At 46.0% G+C, this 16,278-nt stretch carries 16 protein-coding genes; 8 read left to right on the plus strand and 8 right to left on the minus strand.

The window, feature by feature from the left end; all coding sequences use genetic code 11:
* Positions 1-34: 34 nt before the first annotated feature.
* Positions 35-787, minus strand: coding sequence for a hypothetical protein (locus ACO6V5_RS17400; RefSeq protein ID WP_422442105.1), 753 nt, complete (start codon positions 785-787; stop codon positions 35-37).
* Positions 788-1,132: 345 nt separating this feature from the next.
* On the opposite strand from ACO6V5_RS17400, the gene ACO6V5_RS17405 reads away from it, so the two are divergent.
* The 4 genes from ACO6V5_RS17405 (at position 1,133) to ACO6V5_RS17420 (ending at position 4,638) form a co-directional block, all read left to right on the plus strand.
* Positions 1,133-1,366 carry a TA system antitoxin ParD family protein gene (locus ACO6V5_RS17405; protein ID WP_422136516.1) on the plus strand — a complete coding sequence of 78 codons (234 nt, stop codon included), beginning with the start codon at positions 1,133-1,135 and terminating at the stop codon, positions 1,364-1,366.
* A 153-nt stretch (positions 1,367-1,519) separates the two neighbouring features.
* On the plus strand, positions 1,520-1,915 hold the full coding sequence (locus tag ACO6V5_RS17410; RefSeq protein WP_422136515.1) for an IS607 family transposase: 396 nt from the start codon (positions 1,520-1,522) through the stop codon (positions 1,913-1,915).
* 106 nt (positions 1,916-2,021) lie between these two features.
* Entirely contained in the window at positions 2,022-2,960 is a 939-nt protein-coding gene (locus ACO6V5_RS17415; protein WP_422136514.1) for a zinc ribbon domain-containing protein, read from the plus strand.
* A 43-nt stretch (positions 2,961-3,003) separates the two neighbouring features.
* The gene (locus ACO6V5_RS17420) at positions 3,004-4,638 is read left to right on the plus strand and encodes an IS1634 family transposase (RefSeq protein WP_422442104.1); all 1,635 of its coding nucleotides are present in this window, start codon (positions 3,004-3,006) and stop codon (positions 4,636-4,638) included.
* Positions 4,639-4,861: 223 nt separating this feature from the next.
* On the opposite strand, the gene ACO6V5_RS17425 is transcribed toward ACO6V5_RS17420, so the two are convergent.
* The 5 genes from ACO6V5_RS17425 to ACO6V5_RS17445 all read right to left on the minus strand — a co-directional run bounded on the left by ACO6V5_RS17425 (position 4,862) and on the right by ACO6V5_RS17445 (position 11,529).
* Entirely contained in the window at positions 4,862-7,549 is a 2,688-nt protein-coding gene (locus ACO6V5_RS17425) for a hypothetical protein (protein ID WP_422442102.1), read from the minus strand.
* Between the two features lie 215 nt (positions 7,550-7,764).
* A complete protein-coding gene (locus tag ACO6V5_RS17430) occupies positions 7,765-8,229 on the minus strand; it encodes a coiled-coil domain-containing protein (protein ID WP_422136511.1) in 465 nt (154 codons plus the stop codon).
* A gap of 301 nt (positions 8,230-8,530) precedes the next feature.
* Positions 8,531-10,492: a BCCT family transporter gene (locus tag ACO6V5_RS17435; RefSeq protein ID WP_422136510.1), complete on the minus strand. Its 1,962-nt coding sequence runs from the start codon at positions 10,490-10,492 to the stop codon at positions 8,531-8,533.
* A 411-nt stretch (positions 10,493-10,903) separates the two neighbouring features.
* Positions 10,904-11,347, minus strand: a complete 444-nt coding sequence (locus ACO6V5_RS17440) for an RING finger domain-containing protein (RefSeq protein ID WP_422413605.1) — start codon at positions 11,345-11,347, stop codon at positions 10,904-10,906.
* Positions 11,348-11,400: 53 nt separating this feature from the next.
* Complete coding sequence (locus ACO6V5_RS17445; RefSeq protein WP_422136508.1) at positions 11,401-11,529, minus strand: hypothetical protein; 129 nt, start codon at positions 11,527-11,529, stop codon at positions 11,401-11,403.
* 80 nt (positions 11,530-11,609) lie between these two features.
* Between ACO6V5_RS17445 and ACO6V5_RS17450 the strand changes: the two genes are divergently transcribed.
* Together ACO6V5_RS17450 and ACO6V5_RS17455 are read left to right on the plus strand one after the other, a co-directional pair.
* Positions 11,610-12,116 carry a DUF29 domain-containing protein gene (locus ACO6V5_RS17450; protein ID WP_422136507.1) on the plus strand — a complete coding sequence of 169 codons (507 nt, stop codon included), beginning with the start codon at positions 11,610-11,612 and terminating at the stop codon, positions 12,114-12,116.
* Positions 12,109-12,603 (plus strand): DUF29 domain-containing protein, encoded by a 495-nt coding sequence (locus ACO6V5_RS17455; protein ID WP_422413608.1) that lies wholly within the window; start codon positions 12,109-12,111, stop codon positions 12,601-12,603. Before ACO6V5_RS17450 ends, ACO6V5_RS17455 begins: the two co-directional genes overlap by 8 nt.
* Before the next feature lie 37 nt (positions 12,604-12,640).
* On the opposite strand, the gene ACO6V5_RS17460 is transcribed toward ACO6V5_RS17455, so the two are convergent.
* Positions 12,641-13,543, minus strand: a complete 903-nt coding sequence (locus tag ACO6V5_RS17460) for a hypothetical protein (RefSeq protein ID WP_422136505.1) — start codon at positions 13,541-13,543, stop codon at positions 12,641-12,643.
* Between the two features lie 219 nt (positions 13,544-13,762).
* On the opposite strand from ACO6V5_RS17460, the gene ACO6V5_RS17465 reads away from it, so the two are divergent.
* Positions 13,763-14,152 carry a hypothetical protein gene (locus ACO6V5_RS17465; RefSeq protein ID WP_422413610.1) on the plus strand — a complete coding sequence of 130 codons (390 nt, stop codon included), beginning with the start codon at positions 13,763-13,765 and terminating at the stop codon, positions 14,150-14,152.
* 600 nt (positions 14,153-14,752) lie between these two features.
* On the opposite strand, the gene ACO6V5_RS17470 is transcribed toward ACO6V5_RS17465, so the two are convergent.
* Complete coding sequence (locus tag ACO6V5_RS17470) at positions 14,753-15,199, minus strand: hypothetical protein (RefSeq protein ID WP_422413612.1); 447 nt, start codon at positions 15,197-15,199, stop codon at positions 14,753-14,755.
* A gap of 448 nt (positions 15,200-15,647) precedes the next feature.
* On the opposite strand from ACO6V5_RS17470, the gene ACO6V5_RS17475 reads away from it, so the two are divergent.
* Positions 15,648-16,196 (plus strand): hypothetical protein, encoded by a 549-nt coding sequence (locus ACO6V5_RS17475; RefSeq protein ID WP_422412161.1) that lies wholly within the window; start codon positions 15,648-15,650, stop codon positions 16,194-16,196.
* The last annotated feature ends 82 nt before the right edge of the window (positions 16,197-16,278 follow it).

Genomic DNA, 16,278 nt, shown 5'->3' on the forward strand with positions numbered 1-16,278 from the left:
TAAGGCTTATCATAACAGATAAGCCTATTCTCGGTCAGGCTCCTAGAAGTCTGTCCCTGACCTTTATTTGAGGGTCTAATGCTGTCAACTGTTCATTAATTAGATTGTGCACCTCTGACAGAGAAGGCGTATCAGGAAGACTTTGAAAGAGGTTCTTTGCCTTCTCAAATCCGATGGATAAAGGAATCCTCAAAAGTGTCCAATAAACCTCGTGAAGTGGTCCTTTATGTTCTTCTTCAGCAGCCAACATAATCCGAAGTTTTTCAGCCCCGTTTAGAGTTTTTGTTTTGTTCAGCTTTAATACCGTTTTCTCAACATCAAGTTTCAGGCACTCAAGGAAAACGGCACATTGCACTTCATTGGTTGGTGACTTTTCTATTGCCTCAAGTTGAAATTGACTCACCAGATTCCTGGCGGCCATCTGTATAGCTACAGCTCTTGAATCAAAGGGTTGTGTCTCAAGATTAACCTGCCGTTCAGATAGCGGTTTACTCCCGGTAGCAATGAAGAATCCCTCTGACATTAATTGCTCATTTTTCATAGGTAAAACTTCAGTTTCTGGCATTCTTTTACGAAATTTACCGGGCAGTAAAGGGTCGTCTGTTGTATTTGCCGTTCTTTTTCGAGCAGTTTTTTCTGTCTGTGCGGTGGTGCCATCCTGTCGCTTTACCTGCCTGCCGAGGAACTGGGTGGAGTCATCTTCTGCTTCTGTTGAAAAGCCATTGGGTTGCACCACCTTCAATTCATGCAGCTGTTGAGTCAAACCTTTTAACTGATAAAAATCCATTTTACCTACCTCCATTGTGGGCGTACGTTGGAACCATTACAGGACAGCCAAATACCATATGTTCTGGAAAATCAGCGTTCAGATCTTTAATACAAAGAAAAACCCTGAAGCTGATTTTCTCATTCCTGTCTTTGCAGTACCGACCTGACTGAATAAAGACGAATCTCTATAACATTTGACTGTTAATCCAATAATTAGTTCCATCCATTGCTCTGTTAAGTGTTGGAAGACTACCCGGTTAAAACTGTGGGTCTGTTGCCAGTCTCGGGGATTTTTTGTAGCTATTTGCTACTTTTATTGTACTCTGCTACATATCACGAATGATCATCAGTTGGAGAATTTGTCATGCCTTCTGCACCATTGAGACTTAATGATGAATTAGTCCGAAAGGCTACTATCGTAGATTCGGCTCTGAGTAGAACCCCACCCAAGCAAATAGAGCACTGGGCTAAGATTGGAAAAATATTAGAGGAAAACCCCGATTTAACCTATTCCTTTGTTGAAAGGATACTTATTGCAAAGGCGGAAATGGACTCAGGGGAAGTGGTTGATTATGAATTTCTGGAAGATGAGAAATGAAGGTAGTAGCAACAATAACCTTCATGAAAACAAAGAAAAAACTTCACAAGAACCAGATTATTGATTTAGATCGGGCAGTCAAATAAAATTGCAACAATCGCAAAATTAATTACGCCAGACACAAGATAAATCGTCAAAAGGTGAATTTATCTTGTGGGGTTCAACTACAAAGCTAGCCAAAAGCGTATCTTACTCAAAGAGCACCCTGATGCAGAATTTATCAGCGACATTGCCAGTGCTTTCAACTTTAAGCGAAAAGGACTGCAAACCATTCTGGAATCAGCGGTGTGCGGAAATCCAACCCATATTGTGGTTGCCACGAAAGATCGCCTTGCCCGATCAGGGTTTGGACTCATCAAATGGCTTGTTGAATTATCGGGAGGATACATCGAGGTTTTGGATGACCCGGATAACGCCTGTGAGCCATTCGACACCCAAGAGCTTATCGGTTTCATTACCTCATTCTGCAATAGCCACTACGGGAAGCGATCTGCTAAAAGACGCAAAGATAGTAGCGTCAAAAAAGATCAGGTTTTACCCAGAGAATAAGCAAGCCTATCACGATGCCCTGATACTCTATCGCAGGTCGTACAACCTTGCTGTTGAGCGTTTCCGCAATGATGACTATAAAGATGCCAGCGGAAAATTCATCAACATGCGACCTGCCATTAAAGCTCAAGTGAAGCAAGAGCAAAAAGAAAGTGGCAGGGCTTATAACTCGCTTGTTTCTGATAATGGAACACTGGCGGCAGCGACCACATTCAAAGCGGTCTGCGAGCACAACAAGAAGCTCAAGGGAGCTAAAGAGGGCTTTGCAGAAATCAGTTTCAAAAGCCGCAAAGGTAGCAGGCACTCATTCTCTATTGACCGTTTGCCAAAGGGGTTAAATCCCTGCGTACAGGCTCTTGGCAAGATTCACCTGACAGAAGATGTGCCAGCAGAAGCGATTGGCAAGTCTTGTGTCATAACCTACGACAAAGGTCGCTGGTTCATTCAGGTTCAACAACATATTGAACTAAATCCCGAAATCCAAGGGAAGGTTAGATGCGTTGGAGTTGACCCCGGAGTTCGCACCTTTGCCACTTGCTACAGCGAAAAAGAGGCGTTGATAGCGGGTGATAAGGTTGCAAAAACAAAGCTGTTCCCACTGATGAAGCAAGTGGACAGCTTGATCAGTCAAAAGCAAAAAATCCTGAACACTCAGAAGGGCGTTAAGTTCCCCGACATGCCCCAGTGGGCAAGAGATCGGATTATTCATTTCAAGAGGGAAATTGACCGGCTGAAATGCAAAAAGGATGACATTGTTCTTGATCTGCATAACCGGCTGGCGTTCGAGCTGGTGTCGAACTACGACGTTGTATTTTTGCCAACCTTTGAGACAAGAGGTATGGTCACACGCAAAGATAAGAAGGTTCGCACCATTCGCCGTAACACCTGCCGCCAGATGCTTGACCTCAATCACTACCAATTCAAAATTCGGCTTAAGTGGTGCGCAAAAAAGTATGGAAAGCATGTAGTTGATTGCAACGAAGCCTATACATCCAAGACTCAATCATGGAACTGCCTTTCACCACACCGATTGATATTTGCCTAAAATCTGTTGTCAAAGAAATAAACAGACATTCAGGTGCACCAACATGCCTCAAGCTCAATACCAGTCTAAGAACCTCAACCACCTTGGCTTGGTTGCCGCTATGTGTCGGGAGTTAAAGATAGCCGAATACATTGATGCCCGTATCACAAATGACTCCGATGTCCGTAATGTCACTATTGGACAAGCTGTAGTTGCAATGATCATCAATGGCTTGGGCTTTACGGGGCAAACTCTGTACATGCTCCCTGAGTTTTTTGAGGATAAGCCGATTGACCGCCTTATCGGGGAAGGTATACAGGCTGAACACTTGAACGACAAGGTACTTGGTCGGGCTCTCGACAGTTTGTACGACGCTGGTGTTAGCGACTTGTATCTCAATCTGGCCGTCAAGGTCGTCAATCATCTGAAACTTCCTTGCAAGGCATTAAATCTGGATGGCACCAGCTTTCATGTGGATGGAGTCTATAACAGTCATGACAATCCAGACGACTTAAATTGTATTCATATCTGCCAAGGTTACAGCCGTGACCACCGGCCTGACCTGAATCAGGTAGTCTTGCAGTTAATGACTGAAAATCAGGCGGGCATCCCTGTGTTTATGGCCCCTGCCAGCGGTAATGTAAACGACAAAACCTGTTTTCAGGAAATTATCAAAAATCATCTGTCATGTTTTAAGGCCGCTTTGAATAGCCGCTATCTGGTTGCTGATGCTGCCATGTATGTTGCAGAAACCCTTCAGTTGCTTGATGAGCAAAAGCAGCTGTTTATCTCCCGGGTGCCCCTGAACATCAAGGAGGCAAAGGAGCTGGTCTGCAAAGCGCCAACCATGTCGCTGGAGCCTGTTGAAGGCTATGAAGATTATTACTCAGCTGAAGTGCCTTCCTGCTACGGAGGGGTTCAACAACGATGGTTCCTGTTTCTCAACAAAAAGCGCGGGCTTAGTGAACGGAAAACACTGACCCGAAAGATGCAAAAACAGTCATTGAAAGAGGCCCGTGATCTGGAGAAGCTGAGCAAAAAGGCCTTTTTGTGCCGGGACGATGCATTGAAGGCTTTTGCCTTGTGGCAGAAACAATCGAAACTTTGCCAAAGCGAAACAGAGCCTGAGGTTATCTGTAAACCCTGCTATTCGGGCAAAGGAAGACCATCGCCGGATAGCAAGCCTGATCACTTCGAGTACTTTGTGCAGGCTGAATGCTTTGTTTCCTGCGAGAAGAGGGAGCATGCAGAGGCCTCACTGGGTTGTTTTATCCTAAGCACCAATGAGCTGGATAAAAATAGTTTGAATGCCTCTGAGCTGTTGTCTATCTATAAGTCGCAACAAAAAGTTGAAGGCGGCTTTCGGTTCCTGAAGAGCCCGGACTTTCTGGTCTCTTCGCTCTATTTGAAGAAAGCGGAACGTATTGAAGCCCTGTTAATGGTGATGACTCTGTGCCTGATGGTCTATGCTGCTATCCAGCACAGAATCAGGCAGGAACTGAAAAAGCAAAGTCGTGTATTTCCAGACCAGAAAAAAAAGCCCTGCCAGAACCCAACAGCAAGATGGGTATTTTTCTGTTTTCAGGGGCTTAGTGTATTAACGGTCAATAATCAGGAGGAACATGTGGTTGGTTTGAAGGAAAGGCAGTGGACGATCATTCAAATTTTGGGCATTTTTTACGAGTCCATGTATTCCTGATAGGGGTGGTGAAAGGCGGATGGAACGATACCATTGACGAAAAATTAGGTTCTTTCAAGGTTATTAAGGGTGAGGGCTTCACCGTTGATCGTGACATCAACGGTGCCAGAAATGTCTTTCTTAAGTGTTTGACAAGGTAGCTTGAACCTTAGCCATAACAGCGAGTGTTGCGCTCGTTGCGGTTTTAATCAAGAGCTGAGGAGCCTGCAAGCATCCGTTATGACTACCTTACATCACGTTGTACGTCGGTAATCGTAAGTTTCTGTCTCTCCTTTAATAAAGGAAAAGCGTCAAAATAATCGAGAGGTGCTCTCCCTTCCAGAAGTTTTATCATACCTTTTGTACCTGTTTTAGCATCCAGGTAGTGGTAAAGGGGCAGGCCCATCTCGTCAGCAATGTCCCGTGCGGCATCAATGAACAATAAATTACGCTTATCGGGATAGCCTTTTTCAAGCAATAACACAGGGCAATCATCCTGATCCAGCACCATGCGAATCACACTTCTGCTGAGGATATTTCCTTTTTGGTTCTTTATGACAATCATGGCATTGCGTCCATCCATCACATAACTCATCAGTCCAATTTTAAAACTCAGGGCGTCAGGTGATAGACAGCTTTTAACTTCAAGCCCACTGATAAAAAGATCCCAGGGGTCCTCTGTCAGCTTCAGGGTTTCCCCCTGGGACAAGAGCTTGTTTCGGGTTTCCTCGCTGAAACCACTGAAGTTCGCTCCCCAACCTGCTTCCAATCGGGGATATTTCTTGTAAATGGCTTGCAGGTGTGGATTGTGCAGCGGTGACTGCCTGCTCTGAACAAAAGTGTTGTTAACACTGGTCTCTATAAACTGATGGGTAAGGTCTACAACTTCTGCATTCCCCTGTTCTATCATTGATGCCATGTAAAAAGGCAGGAGATGGTGATGTCGTTGTTTCATTAGCCATTTTGAGAACTTTTTATTCACTCCCACCAAAGCGTCAGCCCCTTTTTCAGCGATCATCAATGGTAATCCTTCCTTCTGACAGCTCAAGCCCATTCTGTCCAGAAATGCAGTAAACCTGTATCCCATGTTGAATAACATATAAAGCCAGCCCAGTTTTTCATAAGTCAGACTTTGGGTAAGCTTTTTCAGGATCGGCATTACCATGGCCTTATTCATAACCTCGCTGGCCAACATCTGCTCAAGGGTAGACAGCCATTGGTGGAAAATCTTGCCATCTTTCATCCGTCGCCTGCTCTTGCTGGCGCTGGGAGCTTGCAAAGATTGACAGAGTTCCTCGATGTCATCTTCTGAGAGTCTATCGGGTACAAATGCCAGCCATTGCAGCGGCGCCATTCGCAAATGCGGTCCGCCACTGATTCCGGGGGCACCCAGTATTTTCTGTATTTTCGGGGTACTCTGAACCAGACGGGCCAGCCCAGCGATTAGATAAGGTATATTTTTTTTATTGCCATGTTCCATGATGGCCGTGACAAAATGAACCAATACTGAAGTATCCATTATTTCTTTGGATGATTTGCAGGCGGCAATAATCATTAAAAGTCGATGCACTTTCGCTTTGATATCAGACTTGCCTTCAGGTAGTGATATACCGGCACATTCTTTTTCCAGAACGTCAACTGCATCGAGCAATACCCGCGAATATTCCGGGGCTATCTTATCAATGTTTGCTCTGAGTACGGTTAGATACTTGTCCAGCGGTTTGCTTTCAAGTAAAGCGAACCCTTTGATATCACTGAGCTGTTTGAGATTTTTAAACTGTAAGGCGACAGGTGCCGGTGTTTTCAAACAATGGGCCAGGGTACTAATATAGTGGCAATAATCGATGGAGCCGGGTTGTTTCGACAAATAGGCCAGCTCTTTAGCAATATGCCAGATGTTATCTGGTATACGGTTATTTGGCTCGATGATGTAAAGAACGGATCTAATGTACGACGTTAACTCAGCAATATCAGCCTGCTGTGAAAAACCGGAACAGGATGCATAGAGATACAACAATCTTCTTGTATAGACCTTGAAATTTCTATAATCCTCAGCGTCTGATAAACGGCCGTTCCATCCAACTTTTGGGATAAATTTTTTTTCAATATTGTCAACTTCACACAACAGCTGTCTGGAAAGTTCGTTGTTTTCCGATTTAAGGGGTTGTCTGACCTCCAAAAGTCTGTCCCTGAGCATTTTATCAGGTCTTAATGCTGTCAACTGCTCATTAATGACATTGTCCACCTCTGGCAGAGAAGGCGTATCAGGTAGGCGCTGAAACAGGTTCTTTGCCTTCTCAAAACCGATGGATAACGGAATCCTCGCAAGTATCCAGTAGCCCTCAGGAAGTGGACATTTATTCTGTTGTTTCTGCTCTTCTTCAGCTGCCAACAAAATCAGGAGCTTTTGAGCCCCATTTAAAGATGTTGTTGTGTTTAGCCTTATCAGCGTATTATCAACATCAAGTTTCAGGCACTCAAGGAAAACGGCACATTGCACTTCATTGGTTGGTGACTTTTCTATTGCCTCAAGTTGAAATTGACTCACCAGATTCCTGGCGGCCATCTGTATAGCTTCAGCTCTTGAATCAAAGGGTTGTGTCTCAAGATTAACCTGCCGTTCAGATAGCGGTTTACTTCCAGCAGTAATGAATAATCCCTCTGACATTAACTGCTCATTTTTCATAGGTAAAAGTTCAGTTTCTGGCATTATTTTACGAAGTTTACCGGGCAGTAAAGGGTCGTCTGTTGCATTTGCCGGTCTTTTTTGAGCAGTTTTCTCAGTCTGTGCGGTGGTGCCATCCTGTCGCTTTACCTGCCTGCCGAGGAACTGGGTGGAGCCATCTTCTGCTTCTGTTGAAAAGCCATTGGGTTGCACCACCTTCAATTCATGCAGCTGTTGAGTCAAACCTTTTAACTGATAAAAATCCATTTTGCCTAACTCCATTGTGGGCGTATGTTGGAACCATTACAGGACAGCCAAATACCATAAGTTCTGGAAAATCAGCATTCCGATCTTTAATACAAAGAAAAACCCTGAAGCTGATTTTCTCATTCCTGTCCTTGCAGTACCAATCTGACTGAATAAAGACGAATCACATTAACATTTGACTGTTAATCCAATAATTAGTTCCATCCATTGCTCTGTTAAGTGTTGTCCATGATGTTTTTTACGCAGTCGAGTATTAGTTCCAGTTTTACGTCGTGTTCCTCCAGCTTGGTTACTATTTTTCTATGGTCACTGACGAGTATTTCCTGACTGCATTCCAGTTTGTCCATTCTGGAGTCCAGTTTTTTCTGCCCGTCTTCCAGCCTGTCTACTTTGGTTTCCAGCTTGTCTACTTTTGTTTCCAGCTTGTCCATTCTGGAGTCCAGTTTTTTCTGCCCGTCTTCCAGCCTGTCTACTTTGGCTTCCAGCTTGTCCATTCTGGAGTCCAGTTTTTTCTGCCCGTCTTTCAGTGCGGCAGTGTCGCTGCCGACGATTGACAGATTTTTTTCTATTCTGTCCAGTCGGCTCTCTGTAACGTGCCATTCTATTTGCGCTCCTGCTTTGGCGGTTTCATCGGATACACCGGCTTCCAGCAAAGCGGTATACAAAGGTTGGTGAAGCATTATTTTTACCGTAGGTTATTGTTTGGGTGGGCTGAGTATAGTCGGGTTTGACTATCGCGGCGGTACGATACAAGGTAAAACGATAATAACAGGTACAACAACCAAGAAGAGATGCAAAAGGCTAAGTGCTAGAGGGTGTCGCAGAACTCCAACAGCTCGTTCCCACGCTGGGACCCACAGGGCCTAAGAGCATGGGAACCAGAGTTTTGCGACAACCTCTAAAGCGAGGGGGTTTTACGCAAAATTTTAAGCCCGAAAGCCTGCCAAACGACAACTTTCCAGCAGAGCGAGCGCCGTTGATTCAGCGAACCATATGCAGGAAGTGCATATGTTTCTCGTACTGATCAATAATATCGCCAATGACCTGTTCCCGGGTCCAGCCCATAATGTCGTAATCCTGACCACCCTCCCTCAGGAAGACTTCTGCCCGGTAATACTTGCTCTCTTCTTCGTCATCAATGACAAAACTGGGTTGAACATAGGAACGAGGGCTGACCCTGTAGAGAAAGTCCTGTTCCTCACCATGAAAAACATTGAGAGAGGCAATACTTTTGTTGCGATCAAAATCAATTCCGGTTTCCACTCCCTGCTCTTCCAGCTCTCTGGACAGGGACTTCATTGCCGGTAACACGACACTTCTCATGAAGACCCTGACACTTTTGCGCGCCGGGAAGTGGGTAATATTCTGCAATCGACTCTGCCATGGAATTGAAACATTGGCATGGCTCGGAGCCAGGGTGGTTTGGGTCAGACTTTCTTTCTTGGCAGCATCCAGTGCCAGCGCTTTTAACAACCCATAACCGGAAACCAGCAACACCACAGCGAATGGCAAAGCCGTTGCAATAGTGGCTGTCTGGAGCGCCTTGAGACCTCCGGCAAGCATCAGTACCAGGGCAACCAGACCAATCAGGGTAGACCAGAATACCCGCTGCCAGACCGGTGTTTTCCCTTCACCCTTAGAAGCCAGCATATCAATCACCATGGCACTGGAATCGGAAGAGGTTACAAAGAACACCACGACCATGATAATGGCGATTCCTGACAGGAACTCAGTGGCCGGGAAATACTCCAGAAACTTGAAGAGCGCCAGTGAAACATCGACCTGAACAATGTCAGCGAGATCTTCCGCACCATGATTCATAATCAGATCAATGGAAGTGTTTCCGAATACGGTCATCCAGATAAAGGTCAGACAGGCCGGTACAAACAGCACGCCACAGATAAACTCGCGAATGGTTCTGCCTCTGGAGATACGGGCAATAAACATGCCGACAAAAGGCGACCAGGACAACCACCATGCCCAGTAAAACAGAGTCCAGCCACCCATCCAGTCGGTCGGTTCATAGGCATAGAGATTAAATGTTTTGTCGACGATATCGGACAGATAACTGCCAATATTCTGCACCAGTATCTGCAACAGCAGGATAGTAGGCCCGAGAATAATGACCATGGCCATCAGCAACAGTGCCAGCAGCAGATTGATCTCGGATAAACGACGAATTCCCTTATCAAGCCCTGAAGCAACAGAGAGCGTGGCCAGAGCGGTAATCACTACGATCAAAACCACCTGAACATGAGTGCTTACATCAACATCAAACAGGTAATTCAGGCCCGAGTTGACCTGAAGCACGCCATAACCCAAAGCTGTAGCCACACCAAAGGTCGTACCCAGAATGGCAAAGATATCAATAATATGACCAATAACACCGTGAATACGATCACCCACAATCGGGAAAAGCGCTGAACGGAGGGTTAACGGCAGATTATGACGATAGCCAAAGAACGCCAGAATCAGAGCCACAATGGCGTAGATGGCCCAGGCATGAAACCCCCAGTGAAAAAAGGTAATTCTCATGGACTCCCGGGCGGACTCGATGGATGCAGGATCGCCCACAGGGGGAGTGAGAAAGTGCATAACGGGTTCCGCCACGCCAAAGAACATCAGGCCAATCCCCATACCGGCTGAAAACAGCATGGCAAACCAGGAGCCGAAGCTGAAGTCCGGCTCGGAATGGTCAGGGCCTAACTTAATATCGCCATAACGGGAGAGGCCGACAATAGCGACGCCGATAAGGATAATGGCGACTGCCGTCACATAAAACCAGCTGGCGTTGGTCATTATGGCCGTTTGCAAGAAGGTGGAATAAAGCTCGGCCTGCTTCGGAAACAGAGCCGTAGAGACTACTATCAGAAGAATGATACTGGCTGCACCGACAAAGACGGGCAAGTTAAGACTGTGACGTGATTCTGAAAGATCAGACATAAAGACGAGTGGCTCCCAAAGTCAGGTTGATTGACTGAAGCTCTTCAGGTGAAGTTGTTTAAGTGAAGGCGCTGAGACTACCTCAGTATTAAACAATTTCAGGCGAGAGGGCGGAAGATACTACAGGTCTGATATTCAGTGGTCAAATGATGTTGTTTTTTCTGATCTGTTTGTGGCAACCGGTCGAATCAAACATCTGAACAGGCCAAGAGATCACTGAGCTTGAATCCTGTTATTGGGACGATGTTCTTGTTTCTTTACAACAAATCATCAGGCCACAGACGTGCATTCTAATGGGAATCCCTCGCTGGCTTCTTTGAATCGGTTGTGACGAAACTGACCAACTCACTGGGCAGAACGCTTGCTCTGGCAGCAGGTAATGATGTTAAAGTGCCTGCAAAGGCAACTGAATCAGAGCATTATATAACTTAAATCTGAACTCGTTGGCTCCTGCCTGTCTGTCTCACCCCGCATAGCCATATAGCTCGATGCTATGGCTTCTCTAGCCTGCCGGTCCAATCTCTGCCTGTCTGTAGAGGAGTTTCCATTCTCACGGGTCGCAGCAGAAAGTCTCGATAACATGGCCAAGGCTTGGGCTCGGGATTGATCACTGGGTCTTAAGGCTCGCAATAGTTCTACTTCCCTGGACACTAAAGAGGTTCTGCAAGATGGACAGGTTGAATTTTTCGATAGCCACCGTTCCAGGCAGTCTCTGTGAAACATATGTTTGCATTGTTTGAGAACCATGACTTTCTTTCCGGCAAAAGTTTCGAGACAAACAGGGCAATTATCGCTCGGCTTTTGATAAAGTGCTGACTGGCTGTCTGGGCTGCTGGGCGGTTTGATTCCGTTCATATCTCTTACTCTTCTCTCTGATTTTCAAATAACTTACGTTATTGGACCAATGTCTATCCATTGAGTTCCCTGTGCTTATGTTTGCGATACCGACGGTTCTCTTTGGCATCAATGGCCGAATTGACCAGCCCAAAACCACGGGCAAAGCCCCCGGCAAAGGCATCTGTGCTTTGGTAATTCATTTTGCTTCCCTTCTGTTATTTGCCTAAAGTGGTTGGGCAATGGAGGTATTTTTTTAAAGGTATCCAGTTAAGGTAAAACGATGAATAGCTTATATAACACTGATTATCATCAATGGCTGAGTCAGCAGGTGACCCTGTTGAGAAATCGTAATTTTGAACAATTAGACCTCGAGAATTTGTTGGAGGAGTTGGAGTTGGGGATAGAATCCAAGGTAGACAATCTGGAGAGCTATCTAATTAATCTCATACTTCATTTACTTAAAATGGATTATCAAACATCCGTTCTGAAGGATTCGGTAGCCTCTGAAAGAGTAATTAAAGGTTGGATGGATACTATCGATAACGCCAGGGATGCGATTAATAGATTAATCATAAAAAATCACAGCCTAAAACAACGGGTGAAAGATGTTTTAAGTGAGTCGTATCCTGCTGGGAAAAAAGGAGCCATTCGGGAAATGAATCGTCACATGCCGCCAAAATGCCCAAAACTGGATAACAGCAGCTTTCCCGACACCTGCCCTTGGTCTTTTGACCAAATGATGTCTGAAGACTGGTATCCACTGAACGGAGTAAGCCTTTATGAGTAGTTTATACAAAACCGATTACACCCAATGGCTGACCCAACAGCGTGAACTGCTGGCCCAGCGCCAATTTGACAAACTCGACATCGACAATCTGTTGGAGGCGATGGAACAACGTATGGGCGATACGAAAAAAGAATTAAGGTCTTATCTAAGAACATTGCTCATACATCTTTTGAAATACGCTTACCAAAAGCGAGTATTGAAAGATTCGTGGGTAGAAGACAAAGTTCTCTACACTTGGATACCCAGTATCAACAACCCGAGAGTAGATATTAAAGACCATATAAAAGAAAACCCCTGTCTTCAGCCAAAGATAGACGAAGTACTTGCAGAAGCCTACTCTCAGGCTAAAAAAGAAGCCGTCAAACAAATGAACCAATACATCAAGATCGAAAGCAAGCGCCTGAACAAAAGCAGCTTCCCCGAGTATTGTCCATGGACGTTTGAAAAGATCATGGATGACGACTGGCTACCGGAGGTTGGAAAATGAGTAGTTTATACAACACAATTACAGAACAGCCAAAGCATCACCACTCTGACCCGAGTGCAGAGTAATCGATTAATGCTTTTATCTTTATGGAGCACAGTTGCAAGACAAAAATCAGTGCACGGACACTCTGAACCTGCTCAGGCTCCGTGGGGTTGACTGATTGAAGACAGAAGTGAAGCTGATGACAAGCGTCCACCCAGTCACTACAGTACATCCGCCCTTCTTCAACGTCATAAAGAGCATGTCTGACACTCTCTAACCCTGATCGGATGGTCTGTTTCAGTGTCTCGAACCGGCTGACCAATTGCGGTAATTCTGCCCGCAATGAATTGACCACGCCTGAACCGTTGTTTCCAGCCAGCGACAAGAATAATTGGTACCCATACAACATTGTGTGAGCCCCATGAAGCAGCCGATTCACGTTGTCACTGGTCTCTGCCAGTAATTTTAATCCTTCCGGTGTCATGCTCAGTTTTTCCGGGTTTGCGAGACAATCCAGTCCGCCACCGGAGTTAAAAAATGGTTGCAGTCGGGCGTTTTGATCCCTGAGCCACTGAAAACCGCTGTCGACCTGATCGAATGTGCCTTCAGGGGGGAGAAAATCCTCCCATGATGGGACGGCTTTGGCTAACGGTAATACAGAGAAAGCAGAGGGCAGGCTTCTGTCATTGTCCGTTGTTCTTGCGAAGCAGGCTTCGCTGAGGCTCTCGCCAGAGGCAATGGCCTCTTCAGTGCTTGCCGAAGAGTACATTCCAGTTTCAGCCTCGCTTAACATTGCTTTTCGAGCCGCAAGACTTGTACCTGCTTGCGAAAGTTGACCAACACGTGGAATAGACGGCACTGCAACCGTTTTGGTATCGGAGTCCTGTGCGCCACCCTGCTGCGGTTGAAATACCGTAGCAGCTGCAGTGCTGGTTGTTTGGCTTTCTCCATAAGTCATAATCTATCCTCCATGAAAATTAATAATTTAGAATCGGCAGCGGACATAAAAGTTCTCGCCCTCCTACGAATTTGGACAGGCAACGGACATAAAAGTTCATATTTCACGTTGTCGATGAGACTGGAGAATCCCGAGGCCCGTCAAGAACCAATTTCAAAGCAGTGTCAGAGGAAACCCGGAGGCAGGCTACCTGGTAAAAGCGCAGGTGAGTGCACTGAGATGTCTGATGCAATCCAATATCTCTGGCTTTATCAATCCGGGGTTGGCTTTGCCAGTCTCGAATATGGCCTCCTTAAAGAACTTGTGGTTCAGGGGAGGCCATTTTTTACCCTGCACGATGGTTTCGCCAGAGTTCTTTCGAGTCACACCGCAGAGGCGGGTTTACCAGGGTTTGGTTCTTTGAGTAACCTTAGTGGCGAGCCCAACCATTCTTATATAGCTCCTTATCTTTGTCTGCCTGGTGGTAAGCTTGGGCTACAGCCCGATCGGCCTATTGCTTTCCGTAGAGCGCGAATGAGCTTTAGTCACGACATCATTTTCCACACGACTACCTGCATCAATAAGACTTTGCACCAGAGTCGCATCATCCTGACTGACTTCTATTGTTAAGCATGTCTCCTGCAGCATAGTGTTAGCCTCGAAGAGAGATGCTGCCCGGTCTGCTTTGAGGCTTTTGCCCGTTTCCGAATGATCTGCAGGTGGAATAGACGTTACAACAGTAACCGTTTTGGTCTTGGACTCTGGTGCGCTATTCTGCGACGGTTGAAATACCGTACTAGCTGCAGGACTGGTTGTTGTGGTTACTCCGTAAGTCATAATGAATCCTCCATGAATAGTTAAGAATGGGCAATGGACATTAAAATCCTTGTCCACCTAAATACTTAGACAGGCAGAGGGGTATAAAAGTTCATATTTCACGTTGTCGATGAGACCGGGGAATTTCGGTGCGAGTTTTTTAAGAACCAATCTTAAAGCAGTGTCAGGCGAAACCAGGAGGCAGGTTGCCAGGTGAGAGCGCAGGTGAGTGCATTGAGATGTCAGTCAGAATATTACTCGCTGAATCAATCCGCATTTGCTCTGCCAGTCTCGATAACGGCCTCCTTAAAGAACTTGTGGTCCAGAGGAGGCCATATTTGCACCCTGTACGATGGTTTCGTCAGAGTTCTTTTGAGTCGCACCGTCAGAGACGGTGGTTTACCACTAAAATGCCTATTTGTCTTTCAGACGCTCAAGCTTCGACTTAACCTCTATATCAAGCTCCTTCGCTGCATTCCAAACAGCTTGTGCAATAGCCTCGTCATCCTTAGAGATTTCGGAATCGCTGTAAGTGTATATGCCATGAACGTTTAGCATAAGCTCATGAAATGGCCCAACCAATTTTTGATTTTCAGTCATCGCTTCATTGACCATCCGCTGGTAGCATTGCGCCAAGGCAGTGTCATCCTTATCGACTTTGGTTTTATTGCTTTGAAGATTCAGCAAAAAAGCTTCAGCCTTTCGGTCTGTCAGGCTTGTGCCCGTTTTCGGATGACCTGCAGGTGGAATAGACGGTACAGTGTCCGTTTTGGCCTTGGATTCTGGGGCGCTATTCTGCGACGGTTGAAATACCGCACCTGTTGCGGTGCTGGTTGTTGTTGTGGTTACTCCGTAAGTCATAATATTTCCTCCTTGGGAATTAAAATTAAGAAAAGGCAACGGACATTAAAGTTCACGTTAACCTTAATCCTTGGACAGGCAACGGACATTAAAGTTCACGTTAACCTTAATCCTTGGACAGGCAACGGACATTAAAGTTCACGTTAACCTTAATCCTTGGACAGGCAACGGACATTAAAGTTCAAGTTTTCCCTTTAAGACCTCGAAGTTTTTCCAGCGCAGCCAATTCATTACTTCGCCATTAGTGGGCTTTACCCTTCTTGCGAAGGCTTCTTAGTAACATCCCCGTTAGCCCTTACAAGAGCCTTTAGCCTGAATTGTGGCAATTCTGGAGGAACTTTTGCGGCATGATTCGATCTAAATATTTAATGCCAGTGATTACAGCCAGCATTAACACAGTGGTAAATCCTGGGGTGTAAACAACTTATTTTCTAAGGAGAGAAGAAATATGAATGCATCAGATTCTACGTTCCCACCGGTGATAACACAGCCGCAAACGACGGCTCAGATAGCACCGGATAATAACTGTAAGTGTCCGGATGGCGTTGTTTCAAATCGTGTTGTACCGGTTGGCGGCTGTTCCCTGCTCGGTGCCGTTGGCGGTACTCTGTTTGGTGCTGTTATAGCCTGCTGCAACCCCGTAGGTGCCTATTTCAGCTCAGCCAGCGCTGCCGTTGGTGCTTCTGTTGTCTGCTGTCTTGCTACTGGCACTGTTGCCGGAGCCGCTGTTGGCACTTATGTTGCATGCAAATCCCCCAGCCGCACCGGGCTTAAGGAACGAGCAATCACAGGATCTACGATGACGAACACCCTCACCGCTGAGCAGCAACAGTGTCAGGGGCTACCATCGGCATTGACTTCATTGGCCGCAGGCAATAGTTCTGGCAGTACCGGTCCTGTTCGGTCCCAGCCAACTGCTGCTGGCTGTCCCCGGATAGGAGCTGCTGTTCGTTATCAGCCAAATGCGGGTGTGATCCTTCCTTATCTCTTAACTTAAAGATCTATCCGTAGAAGCGCTACTCCCGGCGCAACTCCGGAGGAACTTTTGCAGCATGATTCAGTCTCAGAATTTAATCCAC

This window comes from Endozoicomonas sp. ALD068, from assembly GCF_049310145.1.
In the GTDB taxonomy this organism is placed as follows: Bacteria; Pseudomonadota; Gammaproteobacteria; order Pseudomonadales; family Endozoicomonadaceae; genus Endozoicomonas_A.

Coding starts and splice junctions, on each gene's coding strand:
- ACO6V5_RS17400 (WP_422442105.1), bottom strand. CDS start 787: ATGGATTTTTATCAGTTAAAAGGTTTGACTCAACAGCTGCATGAATTG.
- ACO6V5_RS17445 (WP_422136508.1), bottom strand. CDS start 11,529: ATGAATTACCAAAGCACAGATGCCTTTGCCGGGGGCTTTGCCCGTGGT.
- ACO6V5_RS17405 (WP_422136516.1), top strand. CDS start 1,133: ATGCCTTCTGCACCATTGAGACTTAATGATGAATTAGTCCGAAAGGCT.
- ACO6V5_RS17430 (WP_422136511.1), bottom strand. CDS start 8,229: ATGCTTCACCAACCTTTGTATACCGCTTTGCTGGAAGCCGGTGTATCC.
- ACO6V5_RS17415 (WP_422136514.1), top strand. CDS start 2,022: ATGCGACCTGCCATTAAAGCTCAAGTGAAGCAAGAGCAAAAAGAAAGT.
- ACO6V5_RS17460 (WP_422136505.1), bottom strand. CDS start 13,543: ATGACTTATGGAGAAAGCCAAACAACCAGCACTGCAGCTGCTACGGTA.
- ACO6V5_RS17470 (WP_422413612.1), bottom strand. CDS start 15,199: ATGACTTACGGAGTAACCACAACAACAACCAGCACCGCAACAGGTGCG.
- ACO6V5_RS17450 (WP_422136507.1), top strand. CDS start 11,610: ATGAATAGCTTATATAACACTGATTATCATCAATGGCTGAGTCAGCAG.
- ACO6V5_RS17425 (WP_422442102.1), bottom strand. CDS start 7,549: ATGGATTTTTATCAGTTAAAAGGTTTGACTCAACAGCTGCATGAATTG.
- ACO6V5_RS17420 (WP_422442104.1), top strand. CDS start 3,004: ATGCCTCAAGCTCAATACCAGTCTAAGAACCTCAACCACCTTGGCTTG.
- ACO6V5_RS17475 (WP_422412161.1), top strand. CDS start 15,648: ATGAATGCATCAGATTCTACGTTCCCACCGGTGATAACACAGCCGCAA.
- ACO6V5_RS17435 (WP_422136510.1), bottom strand. CDS start 10,492: ATGTCTGATCTTTCAGAATCACGTCACAGTCTTAACTTGCCCGTCTTT.
- ACO6V5_RS17465 (WP_422413610.1), top strand. CDS start 13,763: ATGTCTGATGCAATCCAATATCTCTGGCTTTATCAATCCGGGGTTGGC.
- ACO6V5_RS17455 (WP_422413608.1), top strand. CDS start 12,109: ATGAGTAGTTTATACAAAACCGATTACACCCAATGGCTGACCCAACAG.
- ACO6V5_RS17440 (WP_422413605.1), bottom strand. CDS start 11,347: ATGAACGGAATCAAACCGCCCAGCAGCCCAGACAGCCAGTCAGCACTT.